This window comes from Sphingopyxis sp. YR583, from assembly GCF_900108295.1.
Classification (GTDB): Bacteria; Pseudomonadota; Alphaproteobacteria; order Sphingomonadales; family Sphingomonadaceae; genus Sphingopyxis.
The window spans coordinates 282,334-300,895 of sequence record NZ_FNWK01000002.1 but is presented as its reverse complement, the minus strand read 5'-3'; the positions used below and the strand labels follow the sequence as shown (position 1 = coordinate 300,895).

Genomic DNA, 18,562 nt, shown 5'->3' with positions numbered 1-18,562 from the left:
CCATAAGGCGTGTGTCGCACAGATGCGAGCCGCTTGGCTAGGCTTTGCCGGGACAAAGCGACTCATTCGCGCGACGGGGCGAGTCGGTAAGGTTTCGCTTGCCGCAAGGTCATCACGCGCTATGGCGGCGCCGTGCGGACAGGTGGCCGAGTGGTTTAAGGCAGCGGTCTTGAAAACCGCCGTGGGTGCAAGCTCACCGTGGGTTCGAATCCCACCCTGTCCGCCATCAGGCGAAATGCAGCCGCCGGTACTTCCCCCGAAAATAGAGCAACGGATCGCGATGCGGTTCGAACTGCGCGCGCACGACGCGGCCGATGAGGATGAAATGATCGCCCGCTTCGTGCAGCGATTCGCGCTCGCACTCGAACGAGACGAGCGAACTGCCGAGCAGCGGCACGCCGGTCTGTCCTGGGGCCCACGGCTGATTGGCGAAGCGGTCCTCGCCCTTTGCGGCGAAGCGGTTCGATGTCGGCTGCTGGCCGATCTGCAGGACATTCACGCCGAAATGCCCTGCTTCACGCAGGGCGGGCGCGGTTCCGGCCGTATTGGCGATGCACACGAGCAAAAGCGGCGGGTCGAGCGAGACCGAGGTGAAGCTGTTTGCGGTGAGGCCGACGGGGCTTCCCGCAGCGTCGAGTGCGGTGACGATCGTGATGCCGGTCGCGAAGCAGCCCATCGCGTCGCGGAGCGTGCGCGGGTCCGATCCCGCCTTGAACTCCATCGCATCGCGCGGCTGGCGCAGCTCCAGAAATTCGAGAAGCTGGCCGAGCAAGGCTTCCTTTCGGTCCGATGCCAGCTCGAGGTCGCATTCGTTGATATCGGCAATCTGACCGATCGGCAGCGCGGCGTTGAATGCGTCGCTGGCCGTTCCCGATTGCGCCGGCGAAAAGCCACCGCGTACGACGAGCGCCGGCAGGGCCAATCGGGCGGCGAGGCCATCGGCGATGGCCTCTTCATCGACCGGCATGTCGACGAGGACCAGTCCGGCCGCAAGATGCGTGCCGTCGATCGCCAGCGCGCGTGTTGCAATCCATCCGCCGTTGCCAGCGGCGACGACCACCGGGCGCGAGCCCATTTGCGCGAGCACCGCGCGCAGATCCTCGATATGCGGCGCAAGCTGATCCGCATCCCGCAGGTCGAGATTGACGACGCGACGGCCCGACAGCACCAGCGCCTCGGCGACGTCGCGCCAAGCCGCCCGGCTTTGGCCGATTTCGGGGATCAGAAGGACCGGCGGGTCGTTTTCGTCGCCGAGCATGTCGGCCGACAGCGGAACGCCGCCGAAACCCTTATATTCGATGAGGCTCAAAAATCCCCCTTGCCGCGCCGGCGAGCTGGCGCCGACGGCGTTCGATGTGACCGAATTGCGATGAATCGGACCATATCGAAAGCCGACGCGGCGCGCCAGCGTGGCGGGAGAATTATGCGCGCATCGATGCGAGGCGCTGGTCGATAATCGCGTCGGCGTCCGCGATGATACGGTCGATGAGTTCCTTGCAGGTCGGGATGTCGTGGATCAGTCCCTGCACCATGCCAGCCCAGAAGACGCCCTTCGAAAGGTCGCCGCTTTCGAGCAATTCGCGGCCGGCCTTGCCGTTCACCAGTTCGGCGACGTCGGCGAAGGTGGCGTCGGGCACCGCGAGACGACGCACAACCTCTTCGCTCACTGCGCTCTTGCCGACGCGCGCCGTGTTCTTGAGGCTGCGGAAAATGAGGAAGCTGCCGCGCTCGTCATTGTCGATATAGGCCTGCTTCACATTGTCATGGATCGGTGCTTCGACAGTCGCGCAGAAACGCGTGCCCATGTTGATCCCCTCGGCACCGAGCGTCAGCGCCGCGACAAGCCCGCGGCCGTCACCAAACCCGCCCGAGGCGAGCATCGGAATTTTCACCTTGTCGGCCGCTGCCGGAATCAGGATCAGGCCAGGGATATCGTCCTCGCCCGGGTGGCCCGCGCATTCGAAGCCGTCGATCGAGATGATGTCGCAACCCGCGCGCTCGGCCGACAGCGCATGGCGTACCGCCGTGCATTTGTGGAGAATCGTGATGCCGTGGGGTTTCAGCATCTCCCAGATTTCGCGCACTGCGGGGGTCCCTGCGGTCTCGACGATCTTGACCCCGCCATCGATGATCGCCTGCGCATAGGCCTTGTAGTCGGGCGCATTGATCGTCGGAAACACGGTCATATTCACACCGAAGGGCTTGTCGGTCATCGCGCGGCACCGCTCGATTTCGGCGCTGAGCGCCGCGGGCGTCGGCTGGGTGAGCGCGGTCAATATGCCGAGCCCCCCGGCATTCGACACGGCAGCGGCAAGTTCGGCGTAGCCGACGCTCTGCATCCCACCCTGAACGATTGGATGCTCGATGCCCAGCATCTCGGTAATGCGTGTCTTGAAAGCCATGACCAGTCCTTCCGCAATAATGTTGCCCTTACGGCATTGTCGCCTTCGCACATGAATTAACTTGACGCTTACGTCAACGTCCGGTTGAGGGAGTGTTACATAGACAATGAAGGGAATCGGAATGGCGGCGAGCGAAGGCGTATCGGATCGGGCATTGGCGATTGCGGCGAAGGTCGAAGCGTTCGTCCGCGAAATCGTCGTTCCGTATGAAACCGACCCGCGCCGCGACCACCATGGTGCGCCGACCGACGATCTGGTCATGGAAATGCGTGAGCATGCGCGGGCCGCGGGCGTGCTCACCCCCCATATCCTGGGCGACGGCGATCATTTGAACCAGCGCGAGACAGCGGTTGTGCTGATCAAGAGCGGCCTGTCGCCGCTCGGCCCGCTCGCGTGCAACACCATGGCGCCTGACGAAGGCAATATGTACTTGCTCGGCAAGGAAGGCAGCCCCGAACTGAAGGAGCGCTTCCTGAAGCCGATGGTTGCGGGCGAGGTCCGGTCGGCCTTCTTTATGACCGAGCCTGCCGAAGAGGGCGGCGCGGGGTCCGACCCGTCGATGATGAAGACGACGTGCCACCTCGACGGCAATCACTGGGTCGTCAACGGCCGCAAGACCTTCATCACCGGGGCGCAGGGCGCGCGTGTCGGCATCGTGATGGCAAAGTCCGAACAGGGCGCGTGCATGTTCCTCGTCGACCTGCCCGACCCCGCGATCCGCATCGACGATGTGCCGAACACGATCGACAGCTCGATGCCCGGCGGCCATGCGACGCTGACGATCGACAATCTGCGCGTACCCGCCGACCAGATGCTGGGCGAGGCCGGTGAAGGATTTCGCTATGCGCAGGTCCGCCTCTCCCCTGCCCGCCTGTCCCACTGCATGCGCTGGCTCGGCGCGTGTATTCGCGCGCACGAGATCGCGACCGATTATGCGAACCGCCGCGAAGCGTTCGGCAAGCCGCTGATCGAGCATGAAGGCGTCGGCTTCATGCTTGCCGAGAATATGATCGACCTGAAACAGGCCGAACTGATGATCGACTGGTGCGCTTCGGTGCTCGACACCGGATCGCTTGGTACGGTCGAAAGCTCGATGGCGAAGGTCGCTGTGTCCGAAGCCCTGATGCGCATCGCCGACCGCTGCGTGCAGGTGATGGGCGGCACGGGCGTTACCGACAAGACGATCGTCGAGCAGGTGTTCCGGGAGGTTCGCGCCTTTCGCATCTATGACGGCCCGACCGAAGTCCACAAATGGAGCCTTGCCAAGAAAATCCGCCGCGACTGGAAAGCCGGCCTCGCCTGACACGGTCGTCAGTTGCACCGCGAAAAGCGTAGCGTCAAAATACTTGACGTTTACGTCAACGTCCGGTTCATTGGCGGTAACGAGATCATGGGAGAAGGACAGGTGCAGGCATGACCATCCTCTACGACGAAGGCCAGCAGGCGATCGCGACCGAGTCGCGGCGCGTATTGGAGGCGCGGGTTGACAAGGATGCGCTGTTGCCGCTCCTCGAAACTGTCGGCGAATATCATCGCCCCTTCTGGGACACCGCGAAGGAACAGGGCTGGACCGCGCTCGCGCTTCCCGAAGCCGAGGGCGGCCTGGGGCTCGGGCTGATCGAACTGGGGCTGATCGCGCATCAGGCGGGGCGCAGCATCAGCGGCGCGCCGTTCCTGACGTCGAGCTTCGGCGCGGCCAAGGCGATCGAGCTTTACGGTTCCGACACACAAAAGGCGCGCTGGCTGCCGGGACTGGCGAGCGGGGAAACCATCGGCGCCATTGCTTTCGCGTCCGGCCCCGACGCCCTTCCCGTTCGCTCCGATGCGACCTTTACCGGCGACAGGCTCGACGGCACAGTGCGTGGCGTTTCGGGCGGACTCGCTGCCGATGTCGCCATCGTTTTTGCGAACGGGTCCGACGCGCCGGTGCTCGCACTGGTCGAACTCGCCGGCGCGCAGCGTTCCGCCGTCCCGAGCTTCGACAACAGCCGCCTGATCGCCGATCTCGGCTTTTCAGGTGCGCCGGCTGAGGCGCTCGCGGTCGGTAGCGCGGCACGCGACGCGGCGCTTCATATATTGGCGTTGCAAGCCGTCGTCACCGCGCACGAACAGACCGGCGGCGCCGAAGTGCTGATGGAAATCGCGCGCGACTATGCCGTGACGCGCAAGGCGTTCGGCCAGCCGATCGGTGCATTCCAGTCGGTCAAGCATCGCATCGCCGAACTGTACGGCCTCGTCGAACTGGCGCGCGCGAACTGCATCCATGCCGCAGCGCGCGAGGGCGCCGCCGATTTCATTACCGCCGCCGCGGCCGCGCGGCTGTCAGCGACCGAGGCCTATGACACCGCCGCCCGCGACTGCATCCAGATCCATGGCGGCATCGGCGTGACGTGGGAGATCGGGCTGCACCTTCACATGCGCCGCGCGCGCAGTCTCGCGATCGAACAGGGCAGCAGCCTGTTCTGGGAAGATGTCCTTGTCGACCAGCTTGCGGGAGGAGCGGCATGAGCGATCTCGAAACCTATCGCGCCAAGGCGGCGGCCTGGTTGCAATCGGTCGCGCCGACCTTTGGCCGCGATGCGCGCAAGGGCTTGTCCGAAGCCGACGACCTGGCGCTCGGCCGTCGGTATCAGAAGGCGAAGTTCGACGCGGGCTATGCAGGAATCAACTGGCCGACCGAATATGGCGGTCAGGGGCTCAGCCATCTCGAAAAGGTGACCTTCGACGCCGAGGAAATGAAGCACGGCTTCCCGAGCTTCTATTTCGGCATCTCGCTCGGCATGCCCGTGCCGGTGCTGATGCAGTTCGGCAGCGACAAGGCGTTCGTCAAAGAGCGCGTGCTGAAAGCGCTGCAGGGCGAGGAAATCTGGTGCCAGCTCTTTTCCGAACCGTCGGGCGGATCGGACCTTGCGGGCCTGCGCACCAAGGCCGAGCCCGACGGCAACGGGTGGAAGATCAACGGGCAGAAGGTTTGGACGAGTTGGGCGCATTACAGCGACTATGGCGTCATCGTCGTCCGCACCGATCCGACCGTCGCGAAGCACAAGGGCCTCACCTATTTCTGGGTCGATATGAAGGCGCCCGGCGTCACGGTGCGGCCGATCAAGCTCGCCGGCGGTGACAGCCACGTCAACGAGGTCTTCTTCGACGATGTGAAGATCAACGACGAGCATCGCATGTCGCCGGTCGGCGGCGGCTTTGCGGTCGCGATCGCGACGCTGATGATCGAACGTTATGTCGCGACCGACAGCGCGGGGTTCGGGCCGCATCTCGACCTGTTCGTCCAACTGGCGAAAGATGTTCGACTGAATGGCCGGCGAGCGATCGAGGACGGGCGCATAAGGCAGCAGATTGCGCGCAACTATGCGATGCGATCGGGGCTCGATTCGATCAATGTTCGCGCGCGGCTGATGATGCAGGCGGGCATGATGCCGGGGGCCGAAGGGTCTCTGAACAAGCTGGTGGCGGTGCGTTCGCGGCAGAAGCTGTCCGAACTGGCGCTCGACCTTCAGGGCAGCGACGCATTTCTCTTCGACGAACATGCGTCGCAGAAAGAGGATTGGGCATCGAGCTGGATCAACGCGCCGACCGGGCGCATCGCGGGCGGCTCCGACGAAACATTGCTCAACACCATAGCCGAGAAGATTCTCGGCCTGCCGCAGGACCATCGCCCCGACAAGGGCATCCCGTTCAATCAGATTCCCGCTTGAGGAGCCTCCCCAATGAAGATTGATTCCACTGTTTCAGCCGTCGTTACGGGCGGCGCATCGGGGCTCGGTAGAGCGACCGCCGAAGCGCTTGCCGCAGCGGGCGTGAAGGTGACGATCTTCGACATCAACGACGCGCTCGGCGAGGAGGTCGCGGCGTCGATCGGCGGACTGTTCGTCCATGTCGACATCACCGACGAACAGTCGGTGCTCGACGGCTATGCCAAGGCGCGCGCCGCACATGGGCAGGAGCGCGTCTGCGTTCATTGTGCGATGACCTCGCGCCGCGGCAAGACGCTCGCTTATGACAAGGAAAGCGGCGGCTATCGCCGGACGCCCACCGCCGATTACGCCTTTGGCGTCGAGGGCATATTGACCGCTAGCTACCGCGTCGCGTCGATCTCGGCCGAAGGCATGGCGACCCTTCCCGAAATGGAAGACGGGGAACGCGGCGCGATCGTGCTGACCGCCTCGGTCGCGGCGCAGGACGGCCAGATCGGGCAGGTCATTTATGGCTCGGCCAAGGCCGGCGTGAACGGCCTCGTCCTGCCTATGGCGCGCGACCTGATGGACCTCGGCATCCGTGTCAATTCGATCATGCCGGGCGTGTTCGGCACGCCGCTCCTCAACAACATGAACCCGAAGGTGAAGGAAAGCCTCGAAGCCTCGGTCCCCTTCCCCAAGCGCCTCGGCAAGGCCGAGGAATATGCGAGCCTCGCGATGGAGATGGTCCGCAACACCTATTTCAACGGCCAGGCGGTGCGCCTCGACGGCGCGATCCGCATGGCCCCTCGCTGAGCAACCCGACGAACCGCTTTTCATTCAACTTACGATCTTCGAAGCTCTTCCACGAAAGGATTTCATCATGGCCGAGGCCTATATCATCGACGCCGTTCGCACCCCCCGCGGGGTCGGCAAGCCCGGCAAGGGCGCATTGTCGCACCTGCACCCGCAGCATCTCGCCGCGACGGTGCTCGCGGCGATCCGCGACCGCAATAATCTCGACACCGCGACCGTCGACGACATCGTCTGGTCGACCTCGTCGCAGAACGGCAAGCAGGGCGGCGACCTCGGCCGCATGGCGGCGCTGTCGGCGGGCTTTGACACCAAGGCCAGCGGCACGACGCTCGATCGTTTTTGTGGCGGCGGCATCAGTTCGGTAAACTTCGCGGCGGCCAGCGTGATGAGCGGCATGGAAGATTGCGTCATCGCGGGCGGTACCGAGATGATGAGCTACACGACGGCCCACGCCGCCGAGCAGGCCAATGCCGGCCTGCCGCCGCGCCTGATGGGTTCGGGCCATGAGGCGCTGGACGAACTGCACCCGCAATCGCATCAGGGCGTGTGCGGCGACGCGATCGCGACGATCGAAGGTATCAGCCGCGAAGACCTCGACGCGCTCGCGCTCGTCAGCCAGCAGCGCGCCGACCGCGCGATCAAGGAAGGTCGCTTCAACAAATCGGTGGTCCCGGTTCTCAACACCGACGGCAGCGTCGCGCTCGATCATGAGGAATTCCCGCGCCCCGAAACGACCGCCGAAGGCCTTGCTTCGCTGAAGCCCGCCTTCACCGGCCTTGCCGACTTCGATCTTGGCGGCGGCTTCACCTTCCGCAAGCAGATCAACCGCCGCTACCCCGACGTCGAGATCCAGCACTTCCACCACGCCGGCAATTCGTCGGGCGTCGTCGACGGCGCGGCCGCGCTGCTGCTCACGTCGAAGGATTATGCCGACAAGCACGGCCTTAAGCCCCGCGCGCGCATCGTTGCTTACGCGAATATCGGCGACGATCCGACGCTGATGCTGAACGCGCCGGTTCCCGCAGCGAAAAAGGTGCTCGAAAAAGCTGGGCTCAAAAAGGAAGACATCGACGTCTGGGAAATCAACGAAGCCTTCTCGGTCGTTGCCGAAAAGTTCATCCGCGATCTCGATCTCGACCGCGAGAAGGTGAATATCAACGGCGGCGCGATGGCGCTTGGCCATCCGATCGGTGCCACGGGATCGATCCTGATCGGGACCGCGCTCGACGAACTCGAACGCTCGGGCGGCCGCTATGGCCTGGTCACCATGTGCGCCGCTGGCGGCATGGCGCCCGCGATCATCATCGAACGTATCTGAGCGACAGGAGAATAATATGACCGGGCCGCTGAAGGGTATCAGGATCATCGAGTTTGCCGGGATCGGTCCCGGGCCCTTTTGCGGCATGATGCTCGCCGACCATGGCGCCGAGGTGATCCGTATCGATCGCCCCGGCGGCTTCATGGATCCGCGCGATCCGCTAAGCCGCAACCGCACCTCGATCGTCCTCGACATGAAGAATCCGGAAGCGGTGCAGATCGCGCGCGATCTTTGCAGAAGCGCCGACGGGATCATCGAGGGCTATCGACCCGGCGTGATGGAACGGCTCGGGCTTGGTCCGGATGTGCTGCTCGCCGACAATCCGAAGCTTGTTTACGGCCGCATGACCGGCTGGGGTCAGTTCGGTCCCTATTCGCAGGCGGCGGGACATGACATCAACTATATCTCGCTCTCGGGCGTTCTCCACGGCATCGGCCGGGCGGGCGAAAAGCCGGTGCCGCCGGTCAACTATGTCGGCGATTTCGGCGGCGGCGGCATGATGCTGGCGTTCGGCATGTCGAGCGCGCTCGTCCACGCCGCGCGGACTGGCGAAGGTCAGGTGATCGACTGCGCGATGACTGACGGTTCGGCGCTGCTCGCAGGCATGACCTGGGGTTTCCTCGCTGCCGGGCGGCTCAAGGACGAAGCCGGCGTCAACATGCTCGACGGCGCCGCGCATTTTTACGACAGCTATGTCTGTTCGGACGGCAAATTCATCTCGATCGGGTCGATCGAGCCGCAATTCTATGCGTTGCTTCGCGAGAAGACGGGGCTGACCGACGATGCCGATTTCGACGCGCAGATGGATCCTTCGAAGTGGGATGCACTGAAAGCGAAGCTCACTGCGCTGTTCAAGACGAAGACGCGCGACGAATGGTGCGCGATCATGGAAATGACCGACGTCTGTTTCGCGCCGATCCTGTCGCTGAGCGAAGCGCCGCAGCATCCGCATAATGTGGAACGCGAAACCTTCCTGACGGTTGGCGGGGCGATCCAGCCCGCGCCTGCTCCGCGCTATTCGGCGACGGTCAACGACACGCCGCGGCCCGCGCCTGTGGTCGGCGGCGATAGCGATGCCGTGCTGGCCGCCCTCGGTTATGACGCGGGCAAGATTGCCGGGCTGCGCGAAGGTGGTGCAGTCCGGTAACGGTCAAACGTGGCGCGCGGTCATGGCTTCCCAGAGACCGCGCCCACCGAAGCCCGACACCTGCCGTCCGAGCCGCTCGGCCCAATAGGCGTCGTTGCCGTGCGCGCCGCGCCAGCGCATCAGTGGGATGGTCACGCGGCGCAGGTCATATTCCTCGGTAAAGCCGATGGCGCCATGGACCTGATGCGCGATGGCAGTGACGACGCCGACTGCGCGATTGGCGCGCAGCTTCGCTGCGGCAATTTCGAAACTGGCGGCCGAAGGGTCGTGATTCACGGCGTCCAGCCGGGCCGCCAGCGCGGCTGCCCCGGCTTCAACCGCGCGCACTTCGCACGCCATCACCGCGAGCGATTGCTGGACCGCCTGAAACTTGCCGAGCGGACGACCGAACTGCTGACGCGTGTTCACATGCTCGATCGACAGCGCGAGCGCCTGCCCCATCGCGCCCGCCATCAGGCTGACCGTCGCGGCGGGCCGAAGTGCGTCGCCTGCGACAAGTTCGGCGACCGGTAGCTCCGGCACAATGACGCCCGCGATTTGCAACACCGCGTTCACATCGCCCCAGTCGCCGCCGAAACCGCCCTGATCTTCCGGTACCAGCAGCAAGCCAAAGCCCGCTTCCTCGACCGGAGCAATCCCCTTCGCGGCAGCCTCGGCGAAGACGGCGCGTGCGGTATCGCAGAGCATGTCGCGTGAAGCGCTCATCGCAGACCCAATCCACGCGCGATGATACCGCGGATCACCTCACGCGTTCCGCCGCGAAGCGAGAAGCTGGGCGAGGCGATGAGAAGGGCGCGGAGCAGTTTCGCGAGATCATCTTCATCGCTCCATCCGCAATCGACAATCGCCTGCACGCGGCGGGGCATGTCCTGTTCGAAGGCATTGCCGAGCTCCTTAACGACCGATGCCTCAACCATCGGATCATCGCCCGCCGCGAGCTTTGCCGCGGTCGACATCGAAAGCTGGCGCAGAGTCCACATTTCAGCAGCCAGCTCGCCGATCAATGTCGCCAGCGCGGGATCGGGATCGGGGCCTGCCGCGTCAACCAGCGCCACGAATAGCGCATGGCTCGACAGATAGCGCTCGGGGCCCGATCGTTCGAGCCCGAGTTCGGCGGTGACCTGCTTCCACCCCTGCCCGCGTTCGCCGACGAGGGCGCCATGAGGAACGAGGACATCGTCGAAGAAAACCTCGTTGAAGTCGTGGCTTCCCGCCATATCGATGATCGGGCGGATCGTAATACCCGGCGTATCGAGGTCGATCAGCAATTGGCTGAGCCCCGCGTTACGCTCGCTTCCCTCTTCGGTGCGGACGAGCGCAAGCATGATGTGCGAGAAATGCGCGCCCGTGGTCCAGATTTTCTGACCGTTGATCCGCCAGCCTTCGGCGGTTTCGCGGGCCGTCGTCCGCACGGCGGCGAGATCGGATCCGGCGCCCGGTTCGGACAGGCCGATGCAGGCGTAGAGTTCGCCCCTTGCGATTCCCGGCAGGTAGCGTTGGCGCTGTTCCTCGCTGCCATAGCGCAGGATCAGCGGCCCGGTCTGCCGGTCGGCGATCCAGTGCGCGCCGACCGGAGCACCCGCCGCGAGCAATTCTTCGATCACCACATAACGTCCCAGCGGATGCCGGTCGCCGCCGCCATATTGCGCCGGAAGCGTCATCCCGACATAGCCCGCAGCGCCGAGCGCGCGGCTGAAATCGGGATCGAAACTCGCCCAGCAATTCGCCCGCGCCACCACATCGTCCTGCGGCTGATGTATCGCAAGCCAAGCCCGTAAATCGGCGCGCAGTGCACCAACATCGCCGGGCGGATTAAAAGGATAGAGCGCAAAGCCTTGCATGTCGCACCAGCCATGCAATAGCTTTGGTTAGGCAGCAAAGGATAATTGAAGATGGGTGAATTTTTGAGTGTCGAGCGGCGGGGCAAGATTGCGATCCTGACCATGATCAAGCCCGAGAGCATGAATGCGATCGGCACGCATGAAGACTGCCAGGACATCATCGACACTCTGCGCGACCTCGGCGATGACCGCGGCGTCAGCGCGATCATCCTCACCGGCAGCGGCAAGGCGTTCAGCGCCGGCGGAAACCTGAAAGGCATGCAGGATCGCACCGGCATCGGCGTGCTCGACCAGCCCGATTCGACCCGCGCCAATTACCGCAAGGGCGTGCAGGCGGTGATCCGCGCGCTGATGGATTGCGAGGTGCCGATGATCGCCGCGGTCAACGGTCATGCAATCGGGCTCGGCGCCGACCTCGCCTGCACCTGCGACATTCGCATCGCCGCCGAAAGCGCGAAATTCGCGTGCAGCTTCATCAAGGTCGGCATCGTTCCCGGTGACGGCGGCGCCTGGCTGCTCCAGAAAATTCTCGGCTATCCGCGCGCTGCCGAATTGTTCCTGACCGGCGACCGCTTTGACGCGGCGCAGGCAAAGGAATATGGTCTGGTAACGGACGTCGTGCCCGATGCGGAACTGCTCGACCGTGCGATCGCCATCGCCGAGCGGATCGTCTGCAACCCGCCCCGCGCGCTGCGCCTGACGAAGCGTTTGCTGCGCGAAGCACAGCACAGCCGGATGAGCGATATTTTGGAACTGAGCGCGGCCTATCAGGCGATCGTCCACGAAACCGCGGATAACCGCGAGGCGATCAATGCGTTCGTCGAAAAGCGTCCCCCGGTGTTTACAGGAGAATGATGATGATTGCCGAACGCGTCCTGCCGCTGTCCGGCGTCCACAATTTCCGCGACTATGGCGGCTATGCCGTCGAGGGTGGCGGGCGGCTGCGTGACGGGACTTTGTGGCGCTCGGCGCACCATGAGGCGGCGACCGACGACGATCTCGACGCGCTCGACGCGCTGGGGCTGGAGACGGTGGTCGACCTGCGCGGCGACGACGAGCGCGAATTGCATCCGTGCCGCCGATCCGAAACCTTCTCCGCGCGCGTGCTTTATGCGGGCGGTATCACCGCCGGGCTTGCGCCGCATCTGCAGGCGGCGGGCGGAACGATCGATGTCGAAACGGCGCGCGAGCGCATGATCGATACCTATGCCGGCATGCCCTATCGTCCCGCGCTCGTCGCGACGCTGCGGCTCTATCTGGCGGCGCTTGCCGAATATGATGCCCCCAGTCTCGTCCACTGTGTCGCGGGCAAGGATCGCACGGGCTTTGCCGTCGCGATCGTCCATCGGTTGCTCGGCGTCCATGAGGATGATCTGATGCAGGATTATCTCCTCACCAACACCGCGGGCAAGATCGAGGAACGCATCGCGCAGGGCGCGGCGCATATCCGTTCGCGCTATGGCGCCGAGATCCACGACGATGCGATCCGCGCGCTGATGTCGGTCAACCCCGCCTATCTCGACGCCGCGCTCGCCACGGTGCGGCGCGACCATGGCGATATCCCGACCTATGCCGAGGCGGTGCTGAACTTCACCCCTGCGATGCGCGAGGCACTGGTCGACCGGCTGGTGGTGTAGGGGCTTATTTGCCCCGGACGAGCACCCCGCCCTTCACCACCGCATCGACGCTTTCGAGCTGGCGGACGTCGGCCAGCGGATCGCCGTCGACTGCAACGATGTCGGCGTAACGCCCGACGGCAATCGCGCCGACATCCTTTTCGCGGCCGAGTGCCTCGGCGGCGTTCTTGGTTGCGGCCTGGATCGCCTGCAGCGGGGTCATCCCGTACTCGACCATGACGCGGAACTGCTTGCCGACGTCGCCGTGCGGCATCACGCCCGCGTCGGAACCGAACACCATGCGCACGCCGGCCTTCACCGCTTTGCGGAAATTGTCGCGCTGGATCTGGGCCACTTCGCGATCCTTGCGCAGATTGTCCTCGAGCACGCCATTCTTGGCGCCCTCGGCCTGCGTATATTCGGTGTTGTAGATGTCCATCGAGAACCAGACCGGCTGCTTGCGCGCGACGGCCATGCGAATGCCCTCGTCATCGACCAGGCTGACATGCTCGATCGTGTCGATGCCTGCGGCGATCGCAGCGCGGATGCCCGACGCGCCATGCGCGTGCGCGGCGACGCGAAGTCCCCATTGGTGCGCCTCGTCGGCGATCGCGGCGAGCTCCTTTTCGGACACCTGAAGCTGGCCGGGTTCGGTGTTGCGCGAGAAGACGCCGCCCGTCGCGCACACCTTGATCACCTCGGCACCATATTTGCGCTGGCGGCGAACCTGATAGCGAAGCTCCTCGGGATTATCGCCGATGCCCTCTTCCTTGCCGTCCTTCTTTTCAAGGCTGGGCGGCAGGAAGGTGCTGTCGCAATGGCCGCCGGTCGCACCGAGCGCATAGCCTGCCGGCACGATGCGGGGTCCGGTCGCGTAACCCGCGTCGATCGCCTGCTTGAGCCCGATATCGTTACGGTCGCTCGATCCGACATTGCGCACCGTGGTGAAGCCGGCACCCAGCATGTCGTTCGCATTTTTGACCGCGGTCATGCCCCAGAAGCTGTCGGTGAATTCGAGCCCGCGATAACCGCCGATGTCGGCGGGGCCGTCGAGATGGACGTGCATGTCGATCAGGCCCGGGACGAGCGTCTTGTCGCCAAGATCGATATGTTTGACGTTCGATCCCCAGCGTACCGTCCGTGCGTCGGCGATGTTCGAGATGCGGCCGTCGGCGCCAACGAAGATCGCGGGATACTCGACCGTCTTGCCGGTCGCCACGTCGATGTAGCGCGCCGCGGTGATCACCGTCTGGCCGGTGCCGTCCTGTGCCTGCGCGGGTAGTGCAAAGGCTGCAGCCAGCGCCGTCGAGCCAAACATGATTCCCCGCAGAAAACTGCCGAACTTCACTCGCGATTGCATATCTTGTCCGCCCGTTGTTGGTGCCCGCAAACTGGATGGCAAAACGGAACCCGATAGGACAGCGGAAAATGTTTCAGGCTGCAATCTTCTGGCTGCGCACCCACCATGCCCCGAGCAAGGCGAAGGCTGCGCCGAGCATCGTTCCGCCGACGATGTCGCTCGCCCAATGCACGCCGAGCATGATTCGCGAGAAGCCGTTGAGGATGATCATCGCGGCGGCGAGCGTCCAGGCATAAGGGCGCCAGCGCGGGGGTGTGAGCCAGGTGAGGAGAAGGTAGACGACGGCGGCGTTCGTCGCATGGCCGCTGGGATAGGAATAGCTTGTCTGATGGTCGAGGTGATCGATCAGGTCGGGGCGCGCGCGGCCGAAGGCAAGCTTGAGCAGGCTGGACGCGAGGTTCGAGAGGAGCGACATGCCGGCGAGCGCAACCGCACAGCGCGGCCCGCACCAATGCCACACGAGCCCGCAGAGCAGGATGACGATGATCCAGCGCGGCGTTCCGCCGCCGATCCAGCTTGCCCACTGCATGAAGGAGATAAAGACCGGATCGCTTTCGTCGATACGCAACGAGAGTATATGCGAGACCTGCCAGTCGGCGGTCTCGGTCCAGCCCGCACCGACCGCGAGGCCCAGCAGGATCGTGGCCGCGATCAACGCCGCGGAGACCGCCAATAGCGGGGACCGTCCCATCATGCGTCGGCTCCGTTCCGCGGGCGCCGCGGTTGGTGCCAGGCATCGAGATAGGCGGCAAAGCGGCGGAGCTGTTCTGCCCCGCCGTCGATATCATTGTCGATCAACCTGAGTTCGTGCACCGCGCTGCCAGCACGATAACGAAGGTAGAGGCCGTGCCGCAGCCGCGCACCGAGTTTCACCGGCCCCGAACCACCGCCCGGCAAACGGTCGGCACGATCGAAAATGGCATCGGTGATCGCATCGATGGGCAACGGGCTGGCTTCCGCCCCGTAGCTCGCATGGAGGTGGAGGCGACCGCCTTCGGCTCTTGCCGCGACCTCGCGGGTCGCCGCGCGCAGGCCGTGTCGTCCGGCGAAGAATAGCGACACGCCGCCGGCGGCGACGAGGAAAGGCATTTTGAGCGGCGCCAGCGGGTCGCGGTGCGGCGCGGGCGCCGGAAGATCGAGGCCGCCGGGCAGAAGCATGGTTTCGCGCGGCGCCTCGCGCTCGATATGGATCAAGCCGGCGACCGTGAAAGCGATCGCCGCCACCCCCAGGAAGAACAGCGCCTTGATGACGCTGCCCATCCGGGAAAAATGGAGGATCGACGGGTTCAAGCGTGCCTAGATGTGCAGCGGGCGTCCGAACGCTGCCAGCACGCCCTCGTGCATCGTTTCGCTGAGCGTCGGATGCGGGAAGACGGTGCCGATGAAATCATCCTCGACCAGCTCGGCGGTCTTGCCGATCGTATAGCCTTGAATGAGCTCGGTGACCTCGGCGCCGATCATGTGCGCGCCGAGCAGTTCGCCGGTCTTGGCATCGAAGACGGTCTTGGTGAAGCCCTCGGATTCGCCGAGCGCGATCGCCTTGCCGTTGCCGATGAAGGGGAAGGTGCCCGCCTTGACCTCGTAACCCAGTTCCTTCGCCTTTGCTTCGGTCAGGCCGACGCTTGCGATCTGCGGACGGCAATAGGTGCAGCCGGGGATGTTGCGCGGGTCCATCGCGTGCGGATGATTGCCCGCGATCGCCTCGACCGAAATCACCGATTCATGCATCGCCTTGTGCGCGAGCCACGGCGGCGCGGTCACATCGCCGATCGCCCAGATTCCGGGGACGTTGGTGCGGCACATCGCATCGGTGTCGATATGGCCCTTGGTCGTCTTCACGCCGAGCGCTTCGAGCCCGATATTCTCGGTGTTCGGCACGATACCGATCGCGACGATCGCGTGGCTGAACTCGGCGCTTTCGGTCTTGCCGTCCTTGGTCTTGATCTTCGCGGTGACGCCGGTCGCGGTCGCCTTGAGTTCCTCGACGCCGGCACCGGTGTAGATCGTCATGCCCTGCTTCTTGAGCTGCTTCTCGAGGAAGGCCGAAACGTCGGCATCTTCGACGGGGACAAGACGGTCGAGCATTTCGACGACGGTCACGTCGACGCCCATGTCGCTGTAGAAGCTCGCGAATTCGATCCCGATCGCGCCCGATCCGATGACGAGCAGCTTCTTCGGCATTTCGGGCGGGACGAGCGCGTGGCGATAGGTCCAGATGCGCTTGCCGTCGGCGGGCGCGAACGGCAGGTCGCGCGCGCGCGCGCCCGTCGCGACGATGATATTCTTGGCAGTCAGGGTTTCAGTCCCCTTCTCACCCTTCACTTCCAGCTTGCCCGGTGCGGTCAGCTTGCCCTCACCCATATGGACGGTGATCTTGTGCTTCTTCATCAGGAAGGCGACGCCCTGGCTGAGCTGCTTGGCGACGCCGCGGCTGCGCTTCACGACCGCATCGATGTCGGCGCTGATCTGCTGCGCGATCAGGCCATAGTCGCCCGCATGCTGCATATAATGATAGATTTCGGCCGAGCGCAGCAGAGCCTTGGTCGGGATGCAGCCCCAGTTGAGGCAGATGCCACCGAGATTCTCGCGCTCGACGATCGCGGTTTTGAGGCCGAGCTGCGCCGCGCGGATCGCCGCGACATAGCCGCCGGGGCCCGAGCCGAGGACGATGAGGTCGTAGTTGGTATCAGCCACAATTATCTCCTTGTTCGCCATTCCGGTTGCGGAGCATTCCTACCAGCTCCCAAAACGCGGTCCCGCCCATGGCGGCGTAAGCGAAGAACCATATTCGACTTGAATCTTCAGGCCACACCCAACTGGCTGCGGCGGCGAGAAACGCGAGCGCAAGCAGTCCGATCAGCAAATGGAACAACTGCCGAACGAGGCGCATCGCCTTTATCCGATCAAGCAACCAGCCCCAGCGGGTTCTCCACCAGTTCCTTGAAGGTCTTCATCAGCAGCGCGCCGTCGGCGCCGTCGATTGCGCGGTGGTCGAAGCTGCCGGTCGCCGACATGACCGTGGCAATGGCAAGCGCGTCGTCGACGACATAAGGCCGCTTCTCGCCCGCGCCGATCGCCATGATCATCGCCTGCGGCGGATTGATCACTGCGGTGAACTGCTTGATCCCCATCATGCCCATGTTCGAGATCGAGGCGGTGCCGCCCTGATACTCGCTGGGCTGGAGCTTGCCTTCCTTGGCCTTCGCCGCGAGCTCGGCCATTTCGGTCGAGATTTTCGACATCGACTTGCCGCCGGCATCGACGATGATCGGGGTGATCAGCCCGCCCGGGATGCTGACCGCGACCGAGATGTCGGCGCGGCTATATTTGCGCATCACATCGCCGCCGAAGCTGACGTTGCACGACGGCACGCGTTCGAGCGCGACCGCGAGCGCCTTGATCAGCATGTCGTTGACGCTGAGCTTGACGCCGCGGCTTTCGAGGCTGGCGTTGAGCTCGCCGCGCAGCTTGAGCAGCGCGTCGAGGCGGATGTCGACGGTCAGGTAGATATGCGGTGCTTCCTGCATCGACTGGCTCAAGCGGCGCGCGATCGTCTTGCGCATGCCCGACAGCTTTTCGTCCTCGTGCGGGATGCCGAAATCGGGGATTTCGCTGTGGCCCGCAGCAGGTGCCGACGCAGCGGGTGCCGGAGCAGTCGCTGCGGGAGCGGCCGCGCTCGGCGCCGCTGCAGCGGCTGCGGGCGCGCCAGTTGCTGCGCCGTCGAGGTCGTCCTTGACGATGCGGCCGCCGGGGCCGGTGCCCATGACGGTCGAAAGATCGATTCCGCGTTCGGCGGCAAGGCGCTTGGCGAGCGGGCTCGCCTTGATGCGATCACCCGATGCGGCGGGAGCAGCGGCTGGCGCTGCGGGAGTCGGCGAAGGCGCGGGTGCGGGTGCCGGAGCGGGCGCTTCGGCCTTGGGTTCGGCGGCGGCGGCGGGAGCCGGAGCGGCTTTCGCGCTCCCCGCATCTTCATCTTCGCCGGCGATGACAGCAATAACGGTGCCGACCTTCACATTGTCGGTGCCTTCGGCGACGAGAATCTGGCTGACGACGCCTTCGTCGATCGCTTCGAACTCCATCGTCGCCTTGTCGGTTTCGATCTCGGCGAGCAAGTCACCCGATTTGACCGTGTCGCCTTCCTTCACCAGCCATTTGGCGAGCGTGCCCTCCTCCATCGTCGGCGAGAGAGCGGGCATTTTGAGTTCGATTGGCATATTCAGGCTTTTCCCTGTCAGTCTTGCAGGCGTCGCCTGCCGCTACGGTTTGTTCCTCGCCATAAGCCTTGCATCGGTCAAGGTCCAGCGGCCCAGCTTGCGTTTCATACGAATGTGACGCACTCTTTACCCCAAGCAAAAACACGAGGGGTCGGGGCG

Annotated in this window: 17 protein-coding genes and 1 tRNA gene; 9 read left to right on the top strand and 9 right to left on the bottom strand. The window is 64.5% G+C overall.

Translation table 11 applies throughout. From position 1 onward, the window contains the following. The first annotated feature begins 136 nt into the window (after window positions 1-136). Window positions 137-226, top strand: a tRNA-Ser gene (locus tag BLW56_RS13400). On the opposite strand, the gene BLW56_RS13395 is transcribed toward BLW56_RS13400, so the two are convergent. Together BLW56_RS13395 and BLW56_RS13390 are read right to left on the bottom strand one after the other, a co-directional pair. Next, the gene (locus BLW56_RS13395; protein ID WP_093511190.1) at window positions 227-1,309 is read right to left on the bottom strand and encodes a flavin reductase; all 1,083 of its coding nucleotides are present in this window, start codon (window positions 1,307-1,309) and stop codon (window positions 227-229) included. A 112-nt stretch (window positions 1,310-1,421) separates the two neighbouring features. Then, complete coding sequence (locus tag BLW56_RS13390; protein ID WP_093511189.1) at window positions 1,422-2,402, bottom strand: NAD(P)H-dependent flavin oxidoreductase; 981 nt, start codon at window positions 2,400-2,402, stop codon at window positions 1,422-1,424. Window positions 2,403-2,508: 106 nt separating this feature from the next. Here BLW56_RS13390 and BLW56_RS13385 point away from each other — a divergent pair, with 106 nt between their 5' ends. From BLW56_RS13385 to BLW56_RS13360, 6 genes are all read left to right on the top strand, one after another. Further along, entirely contained in the window at window positions 2,509-3,705 is a 1,197-nt protein-coding gene (locus BLW56_RS13385; protein ID WP_256203462.1) for an acyl-CoA dehydrogenase family protein, read from the top strand. Window positions 3,706-3,815: 110 nt separating this feature from the next. Beyond that, window positions 3,816-4,910: an acyl-CoA dehydrogenase family protein gene (locus BLW56_RS13380; protein ID WP_093511187.1), complete on the top strand. Its 1,095-nt coding sequence runs from the start codon at window positions 3,816-3,818 to the stop codon at window positions 4,908-4,910. After that, the gene (locus BLW56_RS13375; RefSeq protein ID WP_093511186.1) at window positions 4,907-6,112 is read left to right on the top strand and encodes an acyl-CoA dehydrogenase family protein; all 1,206 of its coding nucleotides are present in this window, start codon (window positions 4,907-4,909) and stop codon (window positions 6,110-6,112) included. Before BLW56_RS13380 ends, BLW56_RS13375 begins: the two co-directional genes overlap by 4 nt. A 12-nt stretch (window positions 6,113-6,124) precedes the next feature. Then, window positions 6,125-6,907 carry an SDR family NAD(P)-dependent oxidoreductase gene (locus BLW56_RS13370; protein ID WP_093511185.1) on the top strand — a complete coding sequence of 261 codons (783 nt, stop codon included), beginning with the start codon at window positions 6,125-6,127 and terminating at the stop codon, window positions 6,905-6,907. A gap of 67 nt (window positions 6,908-6,974) precedes the next feature. After that, window positions 6,975-8,225 carry an acetyl-CoA C-acetyltransferase gene (locus tag BLW56_RS13365; protein ID WP_093511184.1) on the top strand — a complete coding sequence of 417 codons (1,251 nt, stop codon included), beginning with the start codon at window positions 6,975-6,977 and terminating at the stop codon, window positions 8,223-8,225. A gap of 16 nt (window positions 8,226-8,241) precedes the next feature. Beyond that, the gene (locus BLW56_RS13360) at window positions 8,242-9,372 is read left to right on the top strand and encodes a CaiB/BaiF CoA transferase family protein (protein WP_093511183.1); all 1,131 of its coding nucleotides are present in this window, start codon (window positions 8,242-8,244) and stop codon (window positions 9,370-9,372) included. Window positions 9,373-9,375: 3 nt separating this feature from the next. On the opposite strand, the gene BLW56_RS13355 is transcribed toward BLW56_RS13360, so the two are convergent. After that, on the bottom strand, window positions 9,376-10,077 hold the full coding sequence (locus BLW56_RS13355) for an acyl-CoA dehydrogenase family protein (protein WP_093511182.1): 702 nt from the start codon (window positions 10,075-10,077) through the stop codon (window positions 9,376-9,378). Further along, window positions 10,074-11,108, bottom strand: a complete 1,035-nt coding sequence (locus BLW56_RS13350) for an acyl-CoA dehydrogenase family protein (protein WP_371262239.1) — start codon at window positions 11,106-11,108, stop codon at window positions 10,074-10,076. The genes BLW56_RS13355 and BLW56_RS13350 overlap by 4 nt, the downstream gene beginning before the upstream one ends. Window positions 11,109-11,264: 156 nt before the next feature. On the opposite strand from BLW56_RS13350, the gene BLW56_RS13345 reads away from it, so the two are divergent. Together BLW56_RS13345 and BLW56_RS13340 are read left to right on the top strand one after the other, a co-directional pair. Continuing rightward, window positions 11,265-12,068: a crotonase/enoyl-CoA hydratase family protein gene (locus tag BLW56_RS13345; RefSeq protein WP_093511180.1), complete on the top strand. Its 804-nt coding sequence runs from the start codon at window positions 11,265-11,267 to the stop codon at window positions 12,066-12,068. A gap of 2 nt (window positions 12,069-12,070) precedes the next feature. Continuing rightward, a complete protein-coding gene (locus BLW56_RS13340; RefSeq protein WP_177175966.1) occupies window positions 12,071-12,850 on the top strand; it encodes a tyrosine-protein phosphatase in 780 nt (259 codons plus the stop codon). A gap of 4 nt (window positions 12,851-12,854) precedes the next feature. Here BLW56_RS13340 and BLW56_RS13335 read toward each other — a convergent pair whose 3' ends face one another. The 5 genes from BLW56_RS13335 to BLW56_RS13315 form a co-directional block, all read right to left on the bottom strand. Further along, window positions 12,855-14,189, bottom strand: coding sequence for a Xaa-Pro dipeptidase (locus tag BLW56_RS13335; RefSeq protein ID WP_093511178.1), 1,335 nt, complete (start codon window positions 14,187-14,189; stop codon window positions 12,855-12,857). A 73-nt stretch (window positions 14,190-14,262) separates the two neighbouring features. Beyond that, complete coding sequence (locus BLW56_RS13330) at window positions 14,263-14,883, bottom strand: phosphatase PAP2 family protein (protein WP_093511177.1); 621 nt, start codon at window positions 14,881-14,883, stop codon at window positions 14,263-14,265. After that, the gene (locus BLW56_RS13325; RefSeq protein ID WP_143043464.1) at window positions 14,880-15,479 is read right to left on the bottom strand and encodes a hypothetical protein; all 600 of its coding nucleotides are present in this window, start codon (window positions 15,477-15,479) and stop codon (window positions 14,880-14,882) included. The genes BLW56_RS13330 and BLW56_RS13325 overlap by 4 nt, the downstream gene beginning before the upstream one ends. Window positions 15,480-15,485: 6 nt before the next feature. Beyond that, a complete protein-coding gene (lpdA, locus tag BLW56_RS13320; RefSeq protein WP_371262238.1) occupies window positions 15,486-16,904 on the bottom strand; it encodes a dihydrolipoyl dehydrogenase in 1,419 nt (472 codons plus the stop codon). A 188-nt stretch (window positions 16,905-17,092) separates the two neighbouring features. Next, the gene (locus tag BLW56_RS13315) at window positions 17,093-18,403 is read right to left on the bottom strand and encodes a pyruvate dehydrogenase complex dihydrolipoamide acetyltransferase (protein ID WP_093511175.1); all 1,311 of its coding nucleotides are present in this window, start codon (window positions 18,401-18,403) and stop codon (window positions 17,093-17,095) included. Window positions 18,404-18,562: the final 159 nt, after the last annotated feature.